General features: G+C 49.7%; 18 protein-coding genes. 10 read left to right on the top strand and 8 right to left on the bottom strand.

Translation table 11 applies throughout. The features are described 5' to 3' along the window. Positions 1-287 precede the first annotated feature (287 nt). The 6 genes from hupB to bolA form a co-directional block, all read right to left on the bottom strand. Positions 288-560: a nucleoid-associated protein HU-beta gene (gene hupB, locus E2566_RS05850; RefSeq protein WP_005976031.1), complete on the bottom strand. Its 273-nt coding sequence runs from the start codon at positions 558-560 to the stop codon at positions 288-290. Positions 561-757: 197 nt separating this feature from the next. Continuing rightward, complete coding sequence (gene lon / locus E2566_RS05845) at positions 758-3,139, bottom strand: endopeptidase La (protein ID WP_107169968.1); 2,382 nt, start codon at positions 3,137-3,139, stop codon at positions 758-760. A gap of 191 nt (positions 3,140-3,330) precedes the next feature. After that, complete coding sequence (clpX, locus tag E2566_RS05840; RefSeq protein WP_107169969.1) at positions 3,331-4,605, bottom strand: ATP-dependent protease ATP-binding subunit ClpX; 1,275 nt, start codon at positions 4,603-4,605, stop codon at positions 3,331-3,333. A gap of 161 nt (positions 4,606-4,766) precedes the next feature. After that, entirely contained in the window at positions 4,767-5,390 is a 624-nt protein-coding gene (clpP, locus tag E2566_RS05835) for an ATP-dependent Clp endopeptidase proteolytic subunit ClpP (RefSeq protein ID WP_014700831.1), read from the bottom strand. A gap of 526 nt (positions 5,391-5,916) precedes the next feature. Then, positions 5,917-7,221 carry a trigger factor gene (gene tig / locus E2566_RS05830; protein WP_107169970.1) on the bottom strand — a complete coding sequence of 435 codons (1,305 nt, stop codon included), beginning with the start codon at positions 7,219-7,221 and terminating at the stop codon, positions 5,917-5,919. 317 nt (positions 7,222-7,538) lie between these two features. Further along, positions 7,539-7,853 carry a transcriptional regulator BolA gene (gene bolA, locus E2566_RS05825; protein WP_107169971.1) on the bottom strand — a complete coding sequence of 105 codons (315 nt, stop codon included), beginning with the start codon at positions 7,851-7,853 and terminating at the stop codon, positions 7,539-7,541. Positions 7,854-8,176: 323 nt separating this feature from the next. Here bolA and E2566_RS05820 point away from each other — a divergent pair, with 323 nt between their 5' ends. From E2566_RS05820 to E2566_RS05785, 8 genes are all read left to right on the top strand, one after another. Beyond that, positions 8,177-8,755 (top strand): lipoprotein, encoded by a 579-nt coding sequence (locus E2566_RS05820; RefSeq protein ID WP_039274486.1) that lies wholly within the window; start codon positions 8,177-8,179, stop codon positions 8,753-8,755. A 59-nt stretch (positions 8,756-8,814) separates the two neighbouring features. After that, entirely contained in the window at positions 8,815-10,302 is a 1,488-nt protein-coding gene (gene ampG, locus E2566_RS05815; protein WP_107169972.1) for a muropeptide MFS transporter AmpG, read from the top strand. 423 nt (positions 10,303-10,725) lie between these two features. After that, complete coding sequence (gene cyoA / locus E2566_RS05810; protein ID WP_107169973.1) at positions 10,726-11,688, top strand: cytochrome o ubiquinol oxidase subunit II; 963 nt, start codon at positions 10,726-10,728, stop codon at positions 11,686-11,688. 4 nt (positions 11,689-11,692) lie between these two features. Next, the gene (gene cyoB / locus E2566_RS05805) at positions 11,693-13,684 is read left to right on the top strand and encodes a cytochrome o ubiquinol oxidase subunit I (protein WP_107169974.1); all 1,992 of its coding nucleotides are present in this window, start codon (positions 11,693-11,695) and stop codon (positions 13,682-13,684) included. Further along, a complete protein-coding gene (locus E2566_RS05800; protein WP_107169975.1) occupies positions 13,674-14,288 on the top strand; it encodes a cytochrome o ubiquinol oxidase subunit III in 615 nt (204 codons plus the stop codon). The genes cyoB and E2566_RS05800 overlap by 11 nt, the downstream gene beginning before the upstream one ends. After that, complete coding sequence (locus tag E2566_RS05795; RefSeq protein ID WP_011092734.1) at positions 14,288-14,620, top strand: cytochrome o ubiquinol oxidase subunit IV; 333 nt, start codon at positions 14,288-14,290, stop codon at positions 14,618-14,620. Before E2566_RS05800 ends, E2566_RS05795 begins: the two co-directional genes overlap by 1 nt. A gap of 14 nt (positions 14,621-14,634) precedes the next feature. Further along, positions 14,635-15,525 (top strand): heme o synthase, encoded by an 891-nt coding sequence (gene cyoE / locus E2566_RS05790; RefSeq protein WP_005976015.1) that lies wholly within the window; start codon positions 14,635-14,637, stop codon positions 15,523-15,525. Positions 15,526-15,793: 268 nt separating this feature from the next. After that, positions 15,794-17,158: an MFS transporter gene (locus E2566_RS05785; RefSeq protein WP_107170896.1), complete on the top strand. Its 1,365-nt coding sequence runs from the start codon at positions 15,794-15,796 to the stop codon at positions 17,156-17,158. Positions 17,159-17,217: 59 nt separating this feature from the next. On the opposite strand, the gene E2566_RS05780 is transcribed toward E2566_RS05785, so the two are convergent. Next, positions 17,218-17,709, bottom strand: a complete 492-nt coding sequence (locus E2566_RS05780) for a YajQ family cyclic di-GMP-binding protein (protein WP_107170897.1) — start codon at positions 17,707-17,709, stop codon at positions 17,218-17,220. A gap of 188 nt (positions 17,710-17,897) precedes the next feature. On the opposite strand from E2566_RS05780, the gene panE reads away from it, so the two are divergent. Both panE and yajL read left to right on the top strand, forming a co-directional pair. After that, entirely contained in the window at positions 17,898-18,806 is a 909-nt protein-coding gene (panE, locus tag E2566_RS05775) for a 2-dehydropantoate 2-reductase (protein WP_107170898.1), read from the top strand. Then, entirely contained in the window at positions 18,769-19,359 is a 591-nt protein-coding gene (gene yajL, locus E2566_RS05770; protein WP_014914519.1) for a protein deglycase YajL, read from the top strand. The genes panE and yajL overlap by 38 nt, the downstream gene beginning before the upstream one ends. 190 nt (positions 19,360-19,549) lie before the next feature. Here the strand turns inward: yajL and thiI are convergent, their stop codons facing one another. Continuing rightward, complete coding sequence (gene thiI, locus E2566_RS05765) at positions 19,550-20,998, bottom strand: tRNA uracil 4-sulfurtransferase ThiI (RefSeq protein WP_107170899.1); 1,449 nt, start codon at positions 20,996-20,998, stop codon at positions 19,550-19,552. Positions 20,999-21,211 lie beyond the last annotated feature (213 nt).

Genomic DNA, 21,211 nt, shown 5'->3' with positions numbered 1-21,211 from the left:
TTACTCGGTACACATCCGTGTACCTCGCCGCGCAGGAGCCGCTGCAAACAGCGTTCAAATCTGCTTCTGGCAGATTTACCAGCCGCCTGAATCACTTACCGGAGTAAGCTCATCGGAACTCCCTCTTTTGCCGCCTTCACGCAACTCGAATTATTTAGGGTATGGTTCTATATAAATAAAAGGCACATCACAAAATGATGCGCCTCGTATCTTACCTTACCAATATCATTGCGTCAGGTATTGTTTGGCGCCCAAAGTGGTTATCAGCCAAACCTGTGACGTAATAATCAGTTAACGGCGTCTTTCAGCGTTTTACCAGCACGGAATCCTGGTACTTTTGCCGCAGGGATACTGATTTCCTTACCAGTTTGCGGGTTACGGCCGGTACGAGCAGCACGTTCACGTACGGAGAAAGTACCAAAGCCAACCAAAGCAACATCATCCCCTTCTTTCAGGGATTCGGTAACGGAACCAATAATTGCATCTAACACACGCCCTGCTGCCGCTTTGGAAATATCAGCATCTGCGGCAATTTTGTCGATCAATTGTGACTTGTTCACTCTGTCATCCCCTCTGGAATTCTCTTATCGCGCTTCGATGTCCCAAGACGCGACACGTAACTTATTATCAATTCTGTCATGCTTAGCCAGTTACGGCTAAAACTAACAGTGCTCTAACTTAGCGGTACAAAAAAAAGCTGGCAAGCACGATTTCACTCACCAGCCCTGATTTTCTCAAGGGTTTTTGCGACAGGTCACTATTTTGCCTTGGCCTTGGTTCTGGCTTTAGGGGTCGAGACCACCTGGATGCCAGAAGGCGCATTCAGCAACGCTAACGCCAACACTTCCTCAATACGTTTCACCGGATGAATCTCCAGATCGGCAATCACGTTCTGCGGAATATCTTCCAGATCGCGTTTGTTATCATCTGGGATCAATACCGTCTTGATTCCACCGCGGTGTGCAGCCAGCAATTTCTCTTTCAGACCACCGATCGGCAACACCAGACCACGCAGAGTAATCTCACCCGTCATTGCCACGTCAGCACGTACCGGGTTCCCTGTCAGACAAGAAACCAACGCAGTACACATAGCAATACCCGCACTTGGCCCATCTTTCGGCGTCGCACCTTCAGGAACGTGAACGTGAATATCACGTTTCTCATAAAAATCAGCGTTGATGCCTAATTTTTCCGCACGGGCACGAACCACGGTAAGCGCAGCCTGAATCGACTCCTGCATTACCTCACCCAACGATCCAGTATAGGTCAGCTTGCCCTTGCCAGGGACACAGGCGGTTTCAATCGTCAACAGATCGCCACCCACTTCTGTCCAAGCCAGACCAGTCACCTGCCCTACGCGGTTTTCATCGTCCGCACGCCCATAGTCAAAGCGCTGTACCCCAAGGAAATCCTTAAGGTTATCGCCCGAAATCTGGATGTGTTTAGTTGATTTATCCATCAGCAGCGTTTTCACTGCTTTGCGGCACAGTTTGGAGATTTCACGCTCCAGACTACGCACGCCAGCTTCACGTGTGTAATAACGGATAATACCAACAATCGCACTGTCCTCTACCGACAACTCGCCATTTTTCAGTGCATTACGCTCAATTTGTTTCGGCAGTAAATGCTGTTTGGCGATATTCAGTTTTTCATCTTCGGTATAGCCGGAAAGACGAATAACTTCCATACGGTCAAGCAACGGTGCTGGGATGTTCATGGAGTTAGACGTGGCAACAAACATCACATCGGACAGATCGTAATCGACTTCCAGATAGTGATCGTTAAACGCCACGTTTTGCTCAGGATCGAGTACTTCCAGCAAGGCAGAAGCCGGATCGCCACGCATGTCGGAAGACATCTTGTCGATCTCATCCAACAGGAACAGCGGGTTTTTTACACCGACTTTCGCCATCTTCTGGATCAGTTTGCCCGGCATTGAACCGATATAGGTACGACGGTGCCCACGGATTTCCGCTTCGTCACGCACGCCACCCAACGCCATACGCACATACTGACGCCCGGTCGCTTTAGCAATAGACTGACCAAGCGACGTTTTACCCACGCCAGGAGGCCCTACAAGGCAGAGAATTGGACCTCTGATTTTGCTGACGCGACTCTGTACTGCGAGATATTCAAGAATACGTTCTTTGACGCGATCCAGACCATAATGATCGGTATCCAGCATTTCCTGCGCTTTCAGCAAATCTTTCTTCACTTTGCTGCGCGCATTCCATGGCACCTGCACCATCCAGTCGATATAGCTACGCACCACTGTCGCTTCCGCAGACATTGGCGACATCATCTTCAGCTTTTGCAATTCAGCTTCGGCTTTTTCACGCGCGTCTTTCGGCATTTTTGCCGCTTCAATCTTACGCTTTAACGCTTCGTGTTCATCCGGTGCGTCGTCCATCTCGCCCAGCTCTTTCTGAATGGCTTTCATTTGCTCATTCAGATAGTACTCACGCTGGCTTTTTTCCATTTGCTTCTTAACACGACCGCGGATTCGTTTTTCTACCTGCAACAGGTCGATTTCAGATTCCATCATCGCCATCAGGTACTCCAAACGTTCAGTAATATCGAATATTTCAAGTACAGACTGTTTATCAGCCAATTTCAGTGGCATGTGCGCAGCAATGGTATCGGCTAGACGCGCAGCATCATCAATGCTGTTCAGCGATGTCAGCACTTCCGGCGGGATCTTCTTATTCAGTTTGATATATCCCTCAAACTGATTGATCGCCGTACGCATAAGAACTTCCTGCTCGCGCTCGTCAATCGCCGGGGAATCAAGATATTCGGCGTGTGCCGCGAAGTGCTCACCGCTATCAGAGAGCGTGGTAATACGCGCACGCTGTAACCCCTCGACCAGTACTTTTACCGTACCGTCAGGCAGTTTCAGCATTTGAAGAATTGAGGCTACCGTCCCTACCGAGAAAAGATCGTTAATACTTGGCTCATCCGTTGAAGCTTCTTTCTGTGCCACCAGCATGATCTTCTTGTCATGATCCATTGCGGCTTCAAGGCACCGAATCGATTTCTCCCGACCAACAAACAACGGAATGACCATGTGCGGATAAACCACCACATCGCGCAAGGGCAATACGGGGATTTCTATGCGTTCGGAACGCTCAGGGTTCATAGAGCTCTCTCTTAGTTTCGTTTCCGCCAGGTTATGGGAATCTCGTGAAACGCGGTTTTCACGGTTTCATCAAATAGGTATTTGAGTATATGGGGATAAATATCTCACATTCAACGACCAGCATGCGTGTAAAAAACAAATGGGGGATAAAATCCCCCATTTTTATTTTGTGACGCTGTTTAATTGATTAATTATTCGCCGGAAGCCTGCTGTGTCTCAGGTTTTCCATAGATTAATAATGGTTCCGACTGCCCAGCAATCACAGATTCGTCGATAACCACTTTATCCACACTTTCCAACGACGGCAGATCGTACATCGTTTCCAGCAACGCGGCTTCAACAATAGAACGCAAACCGCGAGCACCGGTCTTACGTACCATCGCTTTCTTTGCAATCGCCGTCAGTGCTTCATCACGGAATTCCAGCTCAACGCCTTCCAGATTGAACAGCGCCTGATACTGTTTAGTCAGTGCATTTTTCGGCTCACGCAGGATCTGAATCAACGCGTCTTCGCTCAATTCTCTCAGCGTAGCAACCACAGGTAGACGGCCAATGAACTCAGGGATCAAACCAAATTTAATCAAGTCACCTGGTTCAACATTGCTTAGCAGTTCGCCTTCGGTCGCTTTCTCAGCCGATCCTTTAACCGTCGCGTTGAAGCCAATACCGCGTCCCGTATCGGTACGCTGCTCGATCACTTTGTCCAGACCCGCAAACGCGCCGCCGCAGATAAAGAGGATCTTAGAGGTATCAACCTGCAAGAACTCCTGCTGTGGATGCTTACGTCCACCCTGCGGTGGAACTGCGGCAATTGTCCCTTCGATCAGCTTCAGCAGCGCCTGCTGCACGCCTTCACCAGAGACATCACGAGTGATCGATGGGTTGTCTGACTTCCGAGAAATTTTGTCGATTTCATCGATGTAGACAATCCCACGCTGCGCTTTCTGCACATCGTAATCGCATTTCTGCAACAGCTTCTGAATGATGTTTTCAACGTCTTCGCCGACGTAACCCGCTTCAGTCAGCGTGGTCGCATCCGCCATCGTGAACGGAACATCCAGGAAACGCGCCAGCGTTTCGGCCAACAGCGTTTTACCACTCCCTGTCGGGCCGATCAGCAGGATGTTACTTTTACCCAGTTCGATCCCGTTGCTGCTGTCACCATTACGCAAGCGTTTATAGTGGTTATAGACCGCAACGGCCAATACCTTCTTGGCCTGCTCTTGACCAATGACGTAATCGTCAAGGTGGCGGCGAATTTCGTGCGGCGTCGGCAACGCACTGCGCTCACGGTGGGGCGCAACTTCCTTAATTTCTTCGCGAATAATGTCGTTACACAAGTCAACACATTCATCGCAGATATACACCGACGGCCCGGCAATCAGCTTACGCACTTCATGCTGGCTTTTGCCGCAAAAAGAGCAGTACAGTAACTTTCCTGAACCGTCTTTGCGCTTATCTGTCATGAGTCAAACCTCTTTTCGTCTTTTGCCCGCAGGCCAACCACAGCGATACCGCTACAACGAACGCCGATACTTATAGCCAATACGCGTAAAACAACCCCGCACAACAGACTATCGGTCGAACACTGATTTTAGCCACACCAGATCGCTAATATGGCGAATGATCACCCACGGTTAGTGAATACGGAGTCTACTAAACCGTATTCTACTGCCTCACTCGCGGAGAGGAAACGATCGCGCTCAGTGTCTCTCTCTATCGCTTCAAGAGGTTGCCCCGTGTGCTTCGCCATCAGCTCATTCATTTTGGCTTTCACTTTCAGTATTTCTTTGGCATGGATTTCAATATCCGTTGCCTGCCCCTGGAAACCACCCAACGGCTGGTGAATCATGACACGCGAGTTAGGCAAGCAAATACGTTTGCCTTTAGCGCCTGCCGTCAGCAGGAACGCGCCCATTGAACAAGCCTGCCCCATACAGATTGTACTGACGTCCGGTTTGATAAACTGCATGGTGTCGTAAATGGACATGCCCGCCGTAATAACGCCACCTGGCGAGTTAATGTACAGATAAATGTCTTTTTCTGGGTTTTCGGCTTCCAGAAAGAGCATCTGTGCCACAACCAGATTCGCCATGTGATCTTCCACCTGACCAGTCAGGAAGATTATCCGTTCTTTTAGCAGACGGGAATAGATATCGTAAGAACGTTCCCCACGCGAGGTCTGTTCAACCACCATCGGCACTAACGCCATATGAGGTGCTTGTCTTTCTTGTTCGCCACTGTATGACATTCACGTCTCCTAGATAAAATGCGTCCGGCACTCTTATTGCGTCGTTCAATCATTGCATCGCTCAATTCTACTAGAGATAGGGGGGGATGACTATGGAACCCTGCCCTATCCATCCCTGAGCTCCTGTTGAACAACCCAACCGCCGATAATCTTTACCTGCTGTGCCAGCTTTTCCTCTTCAGTGAGTGGGGGCACATACATTGTATTTCAAGCTTACACTATCAATCGCTCTGTATTAAAGAGCCAATTATTTTATTATTAACACGTTATCGACACAGTAAACCTGTGGTTTAACTCTTTGCCTGACCTAATAAATTCTTCACTGAGTTAATCATAGTGCAATTTCAGGCAATCATGCCTTGAGTCTTCTCTGACGGGTACGCAGGAGATCACGTAGCGTCCAAATGCTCACCATCAGTATCAAGATGGCATAGACCTACAAGCAAAAAGCCCGCGCCATAAGGCACGGGCTTTTAATAGGGAAGCATCCCCGCTACACAATAAACAATGTTGATATCAACAAAGCTTATGCCGTAGTCGTTTGGTTCATCAGTTCGTTGAAGCTTACTGATTTCTCAACGACTTTCGCTTTAGCAAGAACCGTTTCTACCGCTTGTTCTTCCAACGCAACGTTACGCATGTTGTTCAGCAGTTCTTTATTTTTGCCGTAGAACTCGATAACTTCCTGCGGATCTTCGTAGGCAGAAGCCATTTCTTCGATCAGTGCATTAACGCGCGCTTCATCAGCTTTCAGCTCATTGCTGCTGATCACTTCGCCCAACAGCAGACCGATAACAACGCGGCGTTTCGCTTGCTCTTCGAACAGCTCACGCGGCAATTCCAGCGCTTGCTTCTCGTTGCCACCAAAACGCTGTGCAGCCTGACGGCGCAGAACATCGATTTCGCCATCGATCAGTGCAACAGGCACTTCGATTTCGTTGGCGTTGATCAGTCCGTCCAGAACCTGAGTTTTCACACGGTTACGCACCGCGCCTTTCAGCTCACGTTCCATATTTTTACGGACTTCAGCACGCAGGCCTTCCTGAGAACCATCAGCCACGCCGAAACGTTTGATGAATTCTTCAGTCAGTTCAGGCAGCTCACGCTCTTCAACTTTCTTCAGGACGATAGCAAACTGAGCCGCTTTCCCTTTCAGGTTTTCTGCGTGGTAATCTTCTGGGAAGTTCACGTTGATCGTGAATTCTTCGCCCGCTTTGTGCCCAACGATGCCATCTTCAAAGCCTGGGATCATGCGATTCTGGCCCATTGCCAGAACGAAGTCAGATGCTTCTCCGCCTTCGAAAACTTCACCGTCAATAGAGCCGGTGAAATCGATAGTGGCACGATCTTCCGCTGCCGCAGCGCGATCAGTTTCTTTCCAGGTCGCCTGTTGCTTACGCAGCGTGTCCAGCATGGTGTCAACGTCAGCATCAGTCACTTCAACAACCGGTTTTTCAACTTCGATTGCTTCCAGACCTTTCAGTTCGACTTCTGGGTAGACATCAAACTCAACAGAGTAAGTGAAGTCGCCACCGACAGCGTATTCGCCAGGGATATAGTTAGGCGCGCCAACCGGATTAATTTTTTCTTTGATGATAGCGTCAACAAAGTTGCGCTGCATCAGGTCACCCAATACGTCCTGACGCACAGAGGCACCATAACGCTGAGCAACAACATTCATCGGCACTTTGCCTTTACGAAAACCGTCAATACGTACTTTTTTAGCCGCGTTGACCAGCTCGCTCTTCACCGCACTCTCAATGATGTCAGCTGCAACGGTAATCGTTACGCGACGTCCCAGACCTTGAGTGGTTTCAACTGAAACTTGCATCTTGTTACCTCAAAAAATCACAGTGATCGGTCAACCCCAAAACTATTCTCGCGACGAAAAACTCTCACGACAGCAAGATTTAATTCAGATGGCCAGCACCAAAGCGCACAGCTCGAATCAACCCTGCAGAACCGGGAAATTGCCAACCCCGTCCTTGTAGTCAGAAGCGTCCCGAATACATTCAGGAAAAATAGACGCAGCATTATAGCGATATAGAGAGGATGAGTCGAGAACGGCGGGCAGACTATTACAGCAACAGATTCACACTTTTGTTAGTAACCCGCTCCGATATGTCAGGAACGGGTCATATTCATGACTTAAGAAAGGATGCCAGCGCCGCCACAGGGCGGTGAAGAAGGGACGGCATTTTGCAAACTGACCCACTCTTTCGTCGTGTATGTATGTAGCGCTAAGGCGTGTACGGAGCCTGCAAGTTCCGCCGCTAATACGGCATAGACAGAACGGTGTCGTCCAATCACGCGTTCGCCCGTGAATTTATCGCTGACCAGCACAACTTTAAAATGACTTTCCGCTCCCGCAGGCACGTTGTGGCGATAGCTTTCATCAGTCACCTCTAAGTGAACGGGTTCAAAACCCACACGCAACTTTTCTTCTATCGTTTCACGCATCATACGGCTACCCTTTCAGCTTGGAGAAAAATTGATATCAACGCGACATAGCTGTCATTCACCGATGCCCGAATCATTTAACCTTAGCGTTTTTTCAAACTGCAATGCGCAAAAGACGGCATTAAAGGAAGAAAAATGTTCGCAACAGGTTGATATGCCATCGACGGGCTTGATGTGATAAAACGTTTTTTTCGTGTCAAAAGCATGAAAAAGATGAATTTCAGGACAATTTACCTGCTATCGGCTCTTTTTCCTGCCTGTGGCGATGATATGATATCAACAATATTTGTCAGCTCACCACACTAATCATTACTGAGAAAATACGAATGTTAAAAAAATTATTTTTCCCTCTTCTGGCCGTCATTCTGCTTGCAGGATGTGCAGCAAAAAGCAACACGCTGAACATCACCCCCAAAATCAGCCTGCCTTCCCAAGACCCGACGCTGATGGGCGTAACGATTAGTATCAATGGTGCAGACCAACGCGCCGATCAGGCTCTGGCGAAAGTGAATCGCGATGGCCAACTGATTACGCTGACGCCTTCTCGCGATCTGCGTTTTCTGTTGCAAGAAGCGCTGGAGAAACAAATGACCGCGCGTGGTTACATGATCGGTACTGGCGGCCCAGTAGCCTTGCAGATCGTGGTTAACCACCTGTACGCCGATGTCTCCGAAGGCAACCTGCGCTACAACATCACCACCAAAGCGGATATCTCCATCATTTCTCAGGCAGCAAATGGCAACAAGCAGGTGAAGAACTACCGCTCAACCTATAACGTTCAGGGCGCGTTTACTGCCAATAATGAGAACATTACCAATGCCGTTAACACGGTGTTAGGCGATGTCATCAACGACATGGCACAAGACACAACAGTAAGTAGCTTTATCAAAGAAAACGCCCGTTAATTTCTGTACGCCGCTTCCCTTGCTCCTGAACGCTCACGGAGCAAGGGAAAGGACTCTTCATGTTTAGTCGCATCATTGCTTTGTTCAGCCAACGTAATTCGCTTTTTATGCTGTTGCTTGGCTTCGCTTCCGGTTTACCATTGGCATTGACCTCCGGCACCTTGCAAGCCTGGATGACCGTCGAGAATGTCGATCTGAAAACCATTGGTTTCTTCTCTTTGGTTGGTCAGGCCTACGTATTCAAGTTCTTATGGTCCCCGCTGATGGACCGCTACACCCCACCGTTTCTCGGCCGACGCCGCGGCTGGCTGATACTCAGTCAACTTCTGCTGATTGCTGCCATTATTGGTATGGGGTTTATGAACCCGGCTCGCGATCTCTGGTGGCTGGCTGCGCTGGCGGTTCTGGTCGCATTCTGCTCCGCTTCTCAGGATATTGTTTTTGATGCCTATAAGACGGATTTACTTCCCCCAGAAGAACGCGGCACAGGCGCAGCCACCTCAGTATTAGGTTATCGTCTGGCGATGCTGGTTTCTGGTGGACTGGCGTTGTGGATGGCCGATCGCTATTTCGGCTGGCAGGCCACCTATTGGTTAATGGCAGGACTCATGCTGATCGGTGTCTTCGCGACCCTGTTAGCACCGGAACCACTGAATAGCCAGCCAGCGCCGCGCAGCATGGAGCAAGCGATTGTTGCCCCCCTGCGCGATTTCTTCGCACGCAACAACGCCTGGCTCATTCTTCTGCTTATCGTGTTATACAAGCTCGGTGACGCCTTTGCGGTCAGCCTGACAACAACCTTCCTGATACGCGGCGTTGGTTTCAATGCGGGTGATGTCGGGCTGGTTAATAAGACGCTTGGACTCCTCGCCACCATCGTGGGAGCCATTTACGGTGGATTATTGATGCAGCGGCTCTCCCTGTTCAGAGCGCTGATGCTGTTTGGTATTCTTCAGGCCGTGTCCAACGCGGGGTACTGGTTGCTCGCTATCACCGCCAAAAATCTGTTCACCATGGCTACCGCTGTTTTTCTGGAAAATCTCTGCGGCGGTATGGGGACAGCAGCATTCGTCGCACTATTGATGACGCTGTGTAATAAGTCGTTCTCAGCCACACAGTTTGCTCTGCTTTCCGCCCTTGCCGCCGTCGGGCGGGTTTATGTTGGCCCTATTGCTGGCTGGTTTGTCGAATCTTACGGCTGGGCATGGTTCTATCTATTCTCGATTTTTGCCGCATTGCCGGGTCTGGCAATCCTGATGATTTGCCGCGAGACGCTGGAATTTACCCAAAAAACAGACACCTTTCAGTTACGCACAAACTTCCCGAATTATTACAAGAAGGCTTTGCATGTGTTGGGATTGGGTGTGATGTTGCTGGCATTGTGGCTCATTTTGCTCATCAGTAATGCGCTGGAATGGTCTTCATTGCCGCTGTTGGCAGAATGCCTGCTCGCCGCAGGCGGTACGCTCGCGCTGCTGGGAATTTTCTTCGGTAGTCTGCTGGATTATCTGTCACTCAGACGAGCATCTAAGCCGTCCGTACACTAACGATATTGGTTCAGGCTGTTCCCCCCTACTGCCTGGACCAATTACCCCATTCCTTATTTAATTATTTTTTTCATAATTATCTTGCTAGAGGGAATTTTATTTCCTCGTAAAATCTCCCCAGAACTAATTTCATTCGTTATCAAAAACACAGATTGGGCAAAAATCCCAGTAAACTAAAAATAGAAAATAAGCGTTACGGTAAGTTGTAATTTCTTATTATCCATCCATACTCTCATCTGGGTAGCCACTTAATTTGCTGTTTTTAAATACCATTTTTATTTTGGCTATCTTTGTGACATTAAGGGCAAAAAACAGCAACAATCGGCTGACATAACCTTAATCATGTTTACAGTGCAGTAACCTTCCCGTAAAATGCCCGCTCGCATGAAATGACAATAGAGCCCTTGTTATTGAGGTCGCTAGATGAGACTCAAGAAATACAATAAAATTTTTGGGATGCTGTCTTTATTTGCAGCCACTGTTCTACTGAGCGGTTGCGATATGGCGCTGATGAACCCCAAAGGAGAGATCGGGTTAGAACAAAGATCGCTAATACTGACTGCCATCGGGCTGATGTTGATCGTTGTGATTCCCGTTATCGTTATGACGATAGCTTTTGCTTGGAAGTTCCGTGCTTCTAATGAAAAGGCAAAATATACCCCGAACTGGTCACACTCCAACAAGATAGAAGCCGTAGTCTGGACTGTACCAATTATCATTATCGTTATTCTTGGCACGATTACCTGGAAGACGACCCACTCGCTTGATCCGTACAAGCCGCTGGTATCAGACGTCAAACCTATCAATGTCGAAGTTGTTTCGCTTGACTGGAAATGGCTGTTTGTTTACCCGGACCTTGGTATCGCTACGGTTAACGAATTGGCTTTCCCTGCCAACGTGCCTGTTGCATTCAAGATCACATCCGACTCCGTGATGAACTCCTTCTTCATCCCTCGTCTTGGTGGACAGATTTACGCCATGGCTGGAATGCAGACGAAGCTCCATTTAATTGCTAATGAACCGGGCAAATATGACGGTATCTCTGGCGGTTATAGTGGTAAAGGCTTCTCTGGTATGAAGTTCACCGCAATTGCCACACCAACCCAACAGGAATTCGATCAGTGGGTTGCGAACGTTCGTGCGTCCGCCAAGACACTGAATACCATGGATGAATTCAACGCGCTGGCTAAGCCAAGTGAATTCCATCCTGTCGAATACTTCTCCAGTGTCCAGCCGGATTTGTTCAATAATATTATTCGCAAATTCATAGGCAACGACATGAACATGCAACATCATGGTGAAGGCATGAAGCCCGATGAAAACATGCAACACGGTGAGGGTATGAACATGGGCGAGCATAGCTCGCACAAAGGAGCCGAGGGATAATACGATGTTCGGAAAACTTACACTCGATGCGGTTCCGTACCACGAACCCATTATTATGGTCACCGTGGCGGCGATCATCGTTGGTGGCCTTGCGCTACTGGCGGCAATAACCTATTTCGGTAAGTGGAAATGGCTGTGGGCCGAGTGGTTCACCTCTGTAGACCACAAAAAAATCGGTATCATGTATATCATCGTTGGTTTGGTGATGATGATACGTGGCTTTGCCGATGCCATCATGATGCGCGGTCAGCAGGTTCTTGCCTCTGCCGGGCAAGAGGGCTTCCTAAACGCTCACCACTACGATCAGATCTTCACCGCTCACGGTGTCATCATGATCTTCTTCGTGGCAACCCCGTTCGTTGTTGGCTTGATGAACCTTGCGGTTCCCTTGCAGATCGGTGCGCGTGACGTTGCTTTCCCCTTCCTGAACTCCCTCAGCTTCTGGTTGTTTGTAGCTGGCGTGGTCTTGATCAACCTCTCTCTCGGCGTGGGTGAATTCGCGCAGACTGGCTGGGTAGCCTATCCGCCGCTGTCAGGCAAGGAGTACAGTCCCGGCGTCGGGGTCGATTACTGGATATGGAGTCTACAGATATCCGGTATCGGTACCACGCTGACGGGCGTTAACTTCTTCGCGACAATTCTGAAGATGCGTGCACCGGGCATGACGCTGATGAAAATGCCAGTATTTACCTGGACAGCGCTGTGTACCAACGTGCTGATCATTGCCGCATTCCCGATATTGACCGTTACCATTGCGCTGCTGACGCTTGACCGTTACCTCGGCACCCATTTCTTTACCAATGATATGGGTGGCAACATGATGATGTACATCAACCTGATTTGGGCATGGGGTCATCCTGAGGTTTACATTCTGGTGCTGCCGATATTCGGTGTTTACTCCGAAGTGGTTGCTACCTTCTGTAAAAAACGTCTGTTTGGCTACACCTCATTGGTATGGGCAACCATTGCGATTACGGTTCTGTCGTTCATCGTTTGGCTGCACCACTTCTTTACCATGGGGTCCGGCGCGAACGTCAACGCCTTCTTTGGTATAGCCACCATGATTATTTCAATCCCTACCGGGGTTAAAATCTTCAACTGGCTGTTCACCATGTACCAAGGTCGTATTCAGTCTCACTCCACGATGCTGTGGACGACGGGCTTCATCATCACCTTCACCATTGGTGGGATGACCGGGGTACTGCTGGCCGTACCGGGCGCGAACTTTGTCCTACACAACAGTCTGTTCCTGATTGCTCACTTCCATAACGTGATCATCGGCGGTGTGGTGTTTGGTTGCTTCGCAGGTATTACTTACTGGTTCCCTAAAGCCTTTGGTTTCACCCTGAATGAAACCTGGGGTAAACGCGCTTTCTGGTTCTGGATTATCGGCTTCTTCGTTGCCTTTATGCCGCTGTACATTCTCGGCTTCATGGGTATGACGCGTCGTCTGAGCCAGCAAATTAACCCTGAGTTCCACGCGTTGCTGGTTGTGGCTTCCATCGGTGCAGTATTAATCGGTATCGGTGTACTGTGTCAGGTTATCCAGTTCTACGTCAGTATCCGTGACCGTGACCAGAATCGCGATCTGACGGGTGACCCGTGGGGTGGACGCACACTGGAGTGGGCAACGTCTTCTCCTGCGCCGTTCTACAACTTCGCTATCGTGCCACATGTTGACGAGCGTGATGCTTTCTGGGAAGCGAAAGAAAAAGGTGAAGCTTACAAACGTCCTGCCAGCTATGAAGAGATTCACATGCCGAAGAATACCGGCGCTGGTGTGATTATCTCTGCATTTAGCCTGGTATTCGGTTTTGCTATGATCTGGCATATCTGGTGGCTGGTCATCGCTAGCTTCGCAGGCATGATTGTGACCTGGATTGTGCACAGCTTTAATCAGGACGTGGATTACTACGTACCGGTTAAAGAAATTGAGCAAATTGAGAATCAGAATTTTGATCAACTCAGTAAGGCAGGCGTGAAACATGTCAACTGAAACTCTGACTAACCACAATACCGCCCATGCAGAGCATGGGCACCACGACACAGGAGCCAATAAGGTATTTGGCTTCTGGGTCTACCTGATGAGCGACCTGATCATTTTCGGGTCACTGTTCGCGACCTATGCGGTACTGGTTAACGGTACTGCTGGTGGCCCAAGCGGGAAAGACATTTTCCAACTGCCTTTCGTGCTGGTGGAAACGTTCGCGCTGTTGTTCAGTAGTATTACTTACGGCATGGCGATGATCGCCATGAACAAGGGCAACAAAGCTCAGGTTAATACCTGGTTAGGTGTGACCTTCTTGTTCGGTCTGGTGTTTATCGGGATGGAAATCTATGAATTCCATCACCTGATCGTTGAAGGCTATGGCCCGGATCGCAGCGCGTTCCTGTCCGCCTTCTTCGCACTGGTCGGTACTCACGGGCTCCACGTAACGGGCGGTCTGATCTGGTTGGTCATCATGATGATTCAGGTGTCCAAACGTGGGCTGACTGCAACCAACAAAACGCGTCTGATGTGTCTGAGCCTGTTCTGGCACTTCCTTGACGTGGTGTGGATTTGTGTCTTCACCGTTGTTTATCTGCTGGGGGCAATCTAATGAGTCATTCAACAACCGATCATGCAGGTGCCAGCCACGGTAGCGTTAAGTCGTATGTGATAGGTTTTGTTCTGTCTGTTATTTTGACAGTCATTCCTTTCAGTATGGTCATGAGCGGCACCGCATCGCATAACGCCATTCTTTTCACGGTGGTGGGATGTGCAGTGGTTCAAATTCTGGTGCATCTGGTGTACTTCCTGCACCTGAATACGTCCTCAGAAGAGCGCTGGAACGTGGTGGCTCTTGTGTTTGCCGTCCTGATTATCGCGATTGTCGTCGTGGGCTCCATCTGGATTATGATGAGCGCACACCACAATATGATGATCCAGTAACAGAGCCGTAAAAGATGATTAAGCAATACCTGCAAGTTACTAAACCAGGAATTATTTTCGGAAATCTGATTTCCGTTATCGGTGGGTTTCTCCTTGCGGCACAAGGCCGCATTGATTATCCCTTGTTTCTCGCCACCCTCGTGGGTGTGTCGTTAGTCGTTGCATCTGGCTGCGTGTTTAACAACGTTATTGACCGCGACATCGACAAGAAAATGGAGAGAACCAAAAATCGGGTTCTGGTAAAAGGACTGATTTCGCTGAAGGTAACGCTGGTTTACGCATCGCTGTTAGGTATTGCGGGCTTTGCTCTGCTGTACATCGCGGCTAATCCGCTGGCTATGTGGCTGGCGGTGATGGGATTCGTTGTGTATGTCGGTGTATATAGCCTGTATATGAAGCGGCATTCTGTTTATGGCACGCTGATTGGCAGCCTGTCCGGCGCAGCACCCCCGGTTATTGGTTACTGCGCCGTCAGCAACCAGTTCGACGCGGGTGCATTGATTCTACTGTTGATCTTTAGCCTGTGGCAGATGCCGCATTCCTACGCGATTGCGATTTTCCGCTTCAAGGATTATCAAGCAGCTAACATCCCGGTACTACCTGTTGTGAAAGGTATCTCCGTTGCGAAAAACCACATCACGCTCTATATCGTCGCGTTTGCGGTCGCAACATTGATGCTGTCTCTCGGCGGTTACGCCGGCTACAAATACCTCATCGTTGCCGCCGCAGTTAGCGTATGGTGGTTAGGTATGGCGTTGTCAGGCTATAAAAATGCGATTGATGACCGCGTATGGGCAAGAAAGCTGTTTGTTTTCTCCATCGTCGCGATTACCTCACTGAGCGTGATGATGTCTGTAGATTCAATGGCGCCAGCGCATGAAGTCCTGCTGACCTATCTGCGTTAATCACAAGCTGCGTTCTATACATTAAAAAACAGGTGGCTCGTCCGCCTGTTTTTTTATGGCGAGCTTCCTGCTCTCCCCCCTTCGGGCCGTCGCAAAAGCGACGTTGAAAAACGCTCCCTGCGTTTTTCTTTTCCCTCTACTTTCCCCTACTTTCCCCCCCTACTTTCCTCCCCTACTTTCCCCTCCGCCAAATCACGTAACAAACCTATCGTTTACTGTCTGGCCAATAACGCACTAAAATAGCGCCAATTGTTTTCAGAGGTAATGAATGAACGATAATAAAATGACCCCAGGCGAATTACGCGCCACATGGGGCTTGGGTGCCGTTTTTTCACTACGCATGCTTGGCATGTTCATGGTGTTGCCCGTTTTGACCACCTACGGTATGGCATTACAAGGTGCCAGTGAAGCACTGATCGGGATTGCGATTGGTATCTATGGTTTGATGCAGGCTATTTTCCAGATCCCCTTCGGTCTGGTCTCCGACCGTATTGGTAGAAAGCCGCTGATCGTCGGGGGACTACTCATTTTTGCACTGGGTAGCGCCATCGCCGCACTGAGCGACTCCATTTGGGGCATTATCCTTGGCAGGGCATTGCAGGGCGCGGGCGCCATCTCCGCTGCCGTCATGGCGCTGCTTTCCGACCTGACGCGTGAACAAAACCGAACCAAAGCTATGGCGTTTATCGGCGTGAGCTTCGGCGTCACCTTTGCTATCGCCATGGTCCTTGGTCCTATCATTACTCACGCTTTCGGCTTGCAGGCACTTTTCTGGGGCATCGCCGTTCTATCACTCGCGGGCATTGCTATCACGCTGACATTGATTCCTTCCGCACCAGCACACGTCCTGAATCGAGAATCAGCGATGGTACGTGGCAGTTTCCGCAAGGTGCTCGGCAATAGCCGCCTGCTGAAACTGAATATCGGCATCATGTGCCTGCATATTTTATTGATGTCGAGCTTCGTTGCCCTACCCCGCGCAATGGAATCCGCAGGACTGGAACCGCAAGATCACTGGAAAGTTTACCTAGTCACTATGTTGGTTTCCTTTGCCGGTGTCGTCCCCTTCATTATCTATGCCGAAGTGAAAAGGCGGATGAAGCAGGTTTTCATCGGTTGCATCGTGGTATTAATCGCCGCAGAGGTCGTCCTGTGGGATGCGGGTAACCATCTCTGGCAAATTATCATCGGCGTACAGTTGTTCTTCCTGGCTTTTAACGTCATGGAGGCGCTGCTACCATCGCTAATCAGCAAGGAATCGCCTGCCGGATACAAAGGCACTGCAATGGGGGTTTACTCCACCACACAGTTTATCGGTGTAGCAATCGGAGGAAGTCTCGGTGGCGGGCTGTTTGAGCTTTATGGCGCATCTGTCGTGTTTATGGCTGGCGCAGCCATTGCGGCTATCTGGCTATTCGTCAGCTTCACCATGCAGGAACCGCCCTATCTCAGTAGTCTGAGAATCTCTCTGACTGATTTAGCATTGCAGGATAGTGAGTTGGAACAGAGAATTCGCACTCAGCCCGGCGTTGCGGAAGTCGTTATCGTGCCGGATGAATACAGCGCCTATGTGAAGATCGACAACAAAAAGACCAATCGGCAGCAGTTAGAACAAGTAGCGGGCCAAGTTTAAGTCAAGCAAAAGGCCAGCTTTCGCTGGCCTTGTTATTCACCGACATGGGACTAAAAGTATCAATCGCGGAAGTTAGTAAACTGGAACGGCTGTCCCAAATTACCACCGCGAATCAATGCCATCACACCTTGTAAATCATCACGTGATTTCCCAGTAACGCGAACCTGTTCACCTTGAATCTGCGCCTGCACTTTCAGCTTGCTGTCTTTAATCAGCTTGATAATTTGCTTCGCCAACGTAGTTTCAATGCCTTGCTTCAGCTTCGCTTCCACGCTGTACGTTTTACCGCTGTGCTCGAACGCTTCCGGGACCTCTAACGCCCCACCTTCAATCCCACGCTTCAGCAGTTTCTCGCGCATAATATCAATCAGTTGCTGCACCTGAAAATCAGACTCGCTGGTCGCTTTAATACTTTGCGATTTCTCATTCAGTTCAAAGCTGGCCGGAACATTACGAAAATCCCAGCGTGTGCTCAGCTCACGCGTGGCATTTTCCACCGCGTTACGGACTTCCTGCATATCAATTTCCGAAACAATATCGAAAGATGGCATAATTCGCTCTCCTGACAAATGTGGCTGGCGAGCATAATAACCGCTCTTCTGCGATAAGCAAGATACCAGACACGATCCCGATTTTTACTCTATATCGGGTAAACAGGCCGAATAGCACAAGATCGTGACATGAATGATAGCCTATGATGGCAGAACGACAGCGCCCGCATCAAATAAGGGAGACGTACATGAAAATCACCGTTCTTGGCTGTGGTGCGCTAGGCCAACTTTGGCTCGCATCGTTGCATCAGCAAGGGCATGATGTCCAGGGATGGCTCCGCATTCCGCAACCGTATTGTGCGGTCAATGTCACCATGCTGGACGGCCAGCACTGTAATCTCAATCTGACAGCTAACGATCCCGATCACCTTGCCCAGAGCGAGTTGCTGCTGGTCACGCTAAAAGCCTGGCAGGTCTCCGATGCCGTTACCATACTGTTGCCCCAGCTCAACCCACATTGCACGATTCTGCTATTACATAACGGCATGGGTACACAGGAAGAATTACCGCGGTTACTACAGCCGCTGGTGATCGGAATCACCACCCATGCCGCACGGCGCGACGCAAACAACGTTGTACACGTTGCCGCAGGCACGACGCACATAGGGACGTTTAACGGGGACAGTAGTCAAAGTCATTTAGCTGAAATACTCCATCAGGCTTTACCTGATGTGGCCTGGCATAGCAATATCAGCGCGACCTGCTGGCTGAAGCTGGCGGCTAACTGCGTCATCAATCCGCTAACAGTGAAATATCACTGCACCAATGGCGAACTTGCCGCCTATCCAGAACCGATCGCTTCACTTTGTCAGGAAGTAGCCGATGTTATGGAACGAGAGGGCTTCCATACATCGCAAGACAGTCTACTGCTCTACGTGAATCAAATTATTCAGAACACCGCAGCAAATACCTCATCAATGTTGCAGGACGTCATCGCTCAGCGACATACCGAAATTGACTACATTACCGGGTATTTACTGCACCGAGCACGTCTTCACGGCCTGACGCTCCCCGAAAATGCCCGCCTGTTTGACTACATTAAGCAAAAGGAAAACGATTATGACCGCATCGGCACTGGTGTGTCTGGCACCTGGTAGTGAAGAAACTGAAGCCGTCACGACCATCGATTTGCTTGTCCGCGCGGGTATTCAGGTCACGCTTGCCAGCGTAGCCAGCGATGGCAATCTTGAAATCGTCTGCTCACGCGGGGTAAGGCTACTGGCGGATGCGCCGCTGGCTGCCGTCGCCGATCGGCCTTTCGATGTGCTGGTCTTACCAGGTGGACTGCAAGGCGCGGAATGCTTCCGCGATAGCCCAATACTGGTGGAGTGCATCAGACAGGCGCATCTGGAAGGAAAAATTGTCGCTGCGATGTGTGCAACGCCTGCGCTGGTGCTGGAATATCATCAGTTGTTCCCCGTCGGAAACATGACGGGCTATCCGGCGTTTAAGGATAAGATTGCGCCAGAAAAATGGATGGAAAAACGTGTCGTCTACGATCCGCGTGTGAATCTGTTAACCACACAGGGACCGGGCACCAGCATGGATTTCGCCTTGAAGATTATTGATTTGCTACTGGGAAAAGAAAAAGCTGCTGAAGTCGCCGCACAGCTCATCCTGCCACCGGGTATTCATAACTATCGTGATTAGCGTAAATGAGAAAGGCGCTTGCGCGCCTGATTTTATTCATCACGCGGTGGTAATAGATAGATCGTAAAGACGCTGTAAATACATCCCTGTACGCTCGGGTTGCGCCATCCATGGCGCAAACGCTTTACTCTTCTATCCTTTACCACCGTTTTCGCCCCACGAATAAATTCAAGGCTCACGCCTTATTCTATTACGGTCGGTAGACCTTCACATTGCTAAAACCTTGCTCACGCAGGTATAGCGCCTGCAAGCGGCTCATCACGCCGCGCTCGCAGTAAAGCAGGTAGGTTTTGCTCTGATCCAAATCGCCAAACTGCGTACCCAGCTTGTAGAACGGTAAGGATTTGATTTCGATCTGATCCAGCTCCAGCGGCTTATCATCCTGTTCATCCGGCGAGCGGATATCCAGCAGTACGTCGGTTGGTGCAAATGAGGCAACCGTTTCGACTTCAACCACGTCTTGCTTGGTCTGCTCGGCGATCTCACGAATATCAATATTCCGCGCTTCGCTCACCACACGATCCAGAATAGCGAAATCAAAATGCCCTTCTTCGGCCTCAATCTTCGCTTTTACCGCCTTCACCGTCGGGCTTTTGGAGATCACACCGCAGTATTCCGGCATCGTTTTAGCAAAATCTTCCGTTCCCAGCTCGCGAGCCTGTTTGATAATGTGCTCTTTATCATGAGAAATCAGCGGGCGCAAAATCAGGGTATCGGAAGCATTGTCGATCAAGCGCAGGTTAGTCAGCGTCTGGCTGGAAACCTGCCCTAGCGCTTCACCGGTCACCAACGCCTGAACGCCATAACGCTCAGCTATTTTGGAGGCCGCACGCACCATCATGCGCTTCAAAACAACCCCCATCTGGCCGTCGTCAACCTTCTCCAGAATTTCACCGACAACGGGATCGAAATCGATAGCAATAAAACGCACCCGGTGCGAACTACCAAATCGATTCCACAGGTAATGTGCCACCTGTTTCACCCCAATCTCGTGCGCCGCACCGCCAAGGTTGAAGAAACAGTAATGCACGCGGCACCCTCGGCGCATCAACATGTAGCTGGACACACCAGAATCGAAACCACCAGAAATGAGAGACAGTACATCTTCCTGCGTACCGATCGGATAGCCGCCGATCCCTTCATAGCGGCCTTTAATCAGCAGCAGACGATCCTGCTCGATTTCCAGATTTACAGTGATCTGCGGAGAAGTGAGATTGACTCGCGCCGTTTCAATGTGCTGATTCAGCCCGCCGCCAACATAGCGTTCCACATCCTGTGAGCTAAATTCATGCTTACCGCGGCGTTTCACCCGCACACAAAACGTCTTGCCTTCCAGTTGTTCACGGTACAGCGCCAACGCCTGTTCAAAGATGTTGTGCACATCAGTATAGGAATGATCTTCAACTTCCAGAATATGGTGAATACCCGGAATTCTCGTCAGCGCATCACGAATCGCGCCACGCTGGCTTTCGTCTTTGGCCCGAACTTCGATATGATCCCAGTGACGGACAACCGCCAGCGTTTCATCATAGTGTTTTAATACGTTGCGAATGTTTCCGGTTAGAATCTTGATAAAGCGCAACCGCACAGATTGGCTCTTGATGGTGATTTCCGGGAACAATTTAATGATAAACTTCATGGTGGCTGTCGTTACTTGGTCAGACAGGTGTAAATAAATTTACCCTGAGCACTAAAATCACGTTATCGGTAAAATCAGCCAGAACAGAGATGATTTTACCAATAGCATCCAGGGCGCGGAGTATATCATTATATGCAGATATACTGTGCGTTTTAACCGTATAATCGTCACGCCATCCACGGGTGACTAAACGCAATACCACGCTTTGCCGCT

The sequence above is a fragment of the Pectobacterium punjabense genome (assembly GCF_012427845.1).
GTDB lineage: Bacteria > Pseudomonadota > Gammaproteobacteria > Enterobacterales > Enterobacteriaceae > Pectobacterium > Pectobacterium punjabense.
Note: the sequence above shows the minus strand (reverse complement) of the source record. Positions and strands in the feature narration are given on the sequence as shown.

Coding starts and splice junctions, on each gene's coding strand:
- cyoB (WP_107169974.1), top strand. CDS start 11,693: ATGTTCGGAAAACTTACACTCGATGCGGTTCCGTACCACGAACCCATT.
- E2566_RS05820 (WP_039274486.1), top strand. CDS start 8,177: ATGTTAAAAAAATTATTTTTCCCTCTTCTGGCCGTCATTCTGCTTGCA.
- E2566_RS05785 (WP_107170896.1), top strand. CDS start 15,794: ATGAACGATAATAAAATGACCCCAGGCGAATTACGCGCCACATGGGGC.
- panE (WP_107170898.1), top strand. CDS start 17,898: ATGAAAATCACCGTTCTTGGCTGTGGTGCGCTAGGCCAACTTTGGCTC.
- ampG (WP_107169972.1), top strand. CDS start 8,815: ATGTTTAGTCGCATCATTGCTTTGTTCAGCCAACGTAATTCGCTTTTT.
- thiI (WP_107170899.1), bottom strand. CDS start 20,998: ATGAAGTTTATCATTAAATTGTTCCCGGAAATCACCATCAAGAGCCAA.
- cyoE (WP_005976015.1), top strand. CDS start 14,635: ATGATTAAGCAATACCTGCAAGTTACTAAACCAGGAATTATTTTCGGA.
- bolA (WP_107169971.1), bottom strand. CDS start 7,853: ATGATGCGTGAAACGATAGAAGAAAAGTTGCGTGTGGGTTTTGAACCC.
- E2566_RS05800 (WP_107169975.1), top strand. CDS start 13,674: ATGTCAACTGAAACTCTGACTAACCACAATACCGCCCATGCAGAGCAT.
- lon (WP_107169968.1), bottom strand. CDS start 3,139: ATGAACCCTGAGCGTTCCGAACGCATAGAAATCCCCGTATTGCCCTTG.
- clpP (WP_014700831.1), bottom strand. CDS start 5,390: ATGTCATACAGTGGCGAACAAGAAAGACAAGCACCTCATATGGCGTTA.
- clpX (WP_107169969.1), bottom strand. CDS start 4,605: ATGACAGATAAGCGCAAAGACGGTTCAGGAAAGTTACTGTACTGCTCT.
- E2566_RS05795 (WP_011092734.1), top strand. CDS start 14,288: ATGAGTCATTCAACAACCGATCATGCAGGTGCCAGCCACGGTAGCGTT.
- E2566_RS05780 (WP_107170897.1), bottom strand. CDS start 17,709: ATGCCATCTTTCGATATTGTTTCGGAAATTGATATGCAGGAAGTCCGT.
- yajL (WP_014914519.1), top strand. CDS start 18,769: ATGACCGCATCGGCACTGGTGTGTCTGGCACCTGGTAGTGAAGAAACT.
- tig (WP_107169970.1), bottom strand. CDS start 7,221: ATGCAAGTTTCAGTTGAAACCACTCAAGGTCTGGGACGTCGCGTAACG.
- cyoA (WP_107169973.1), top strand. CDS start 10,726: ATGAGACTCAAGAAATACAATAAAATTTTTGGGATGCTGTCTTTATTT.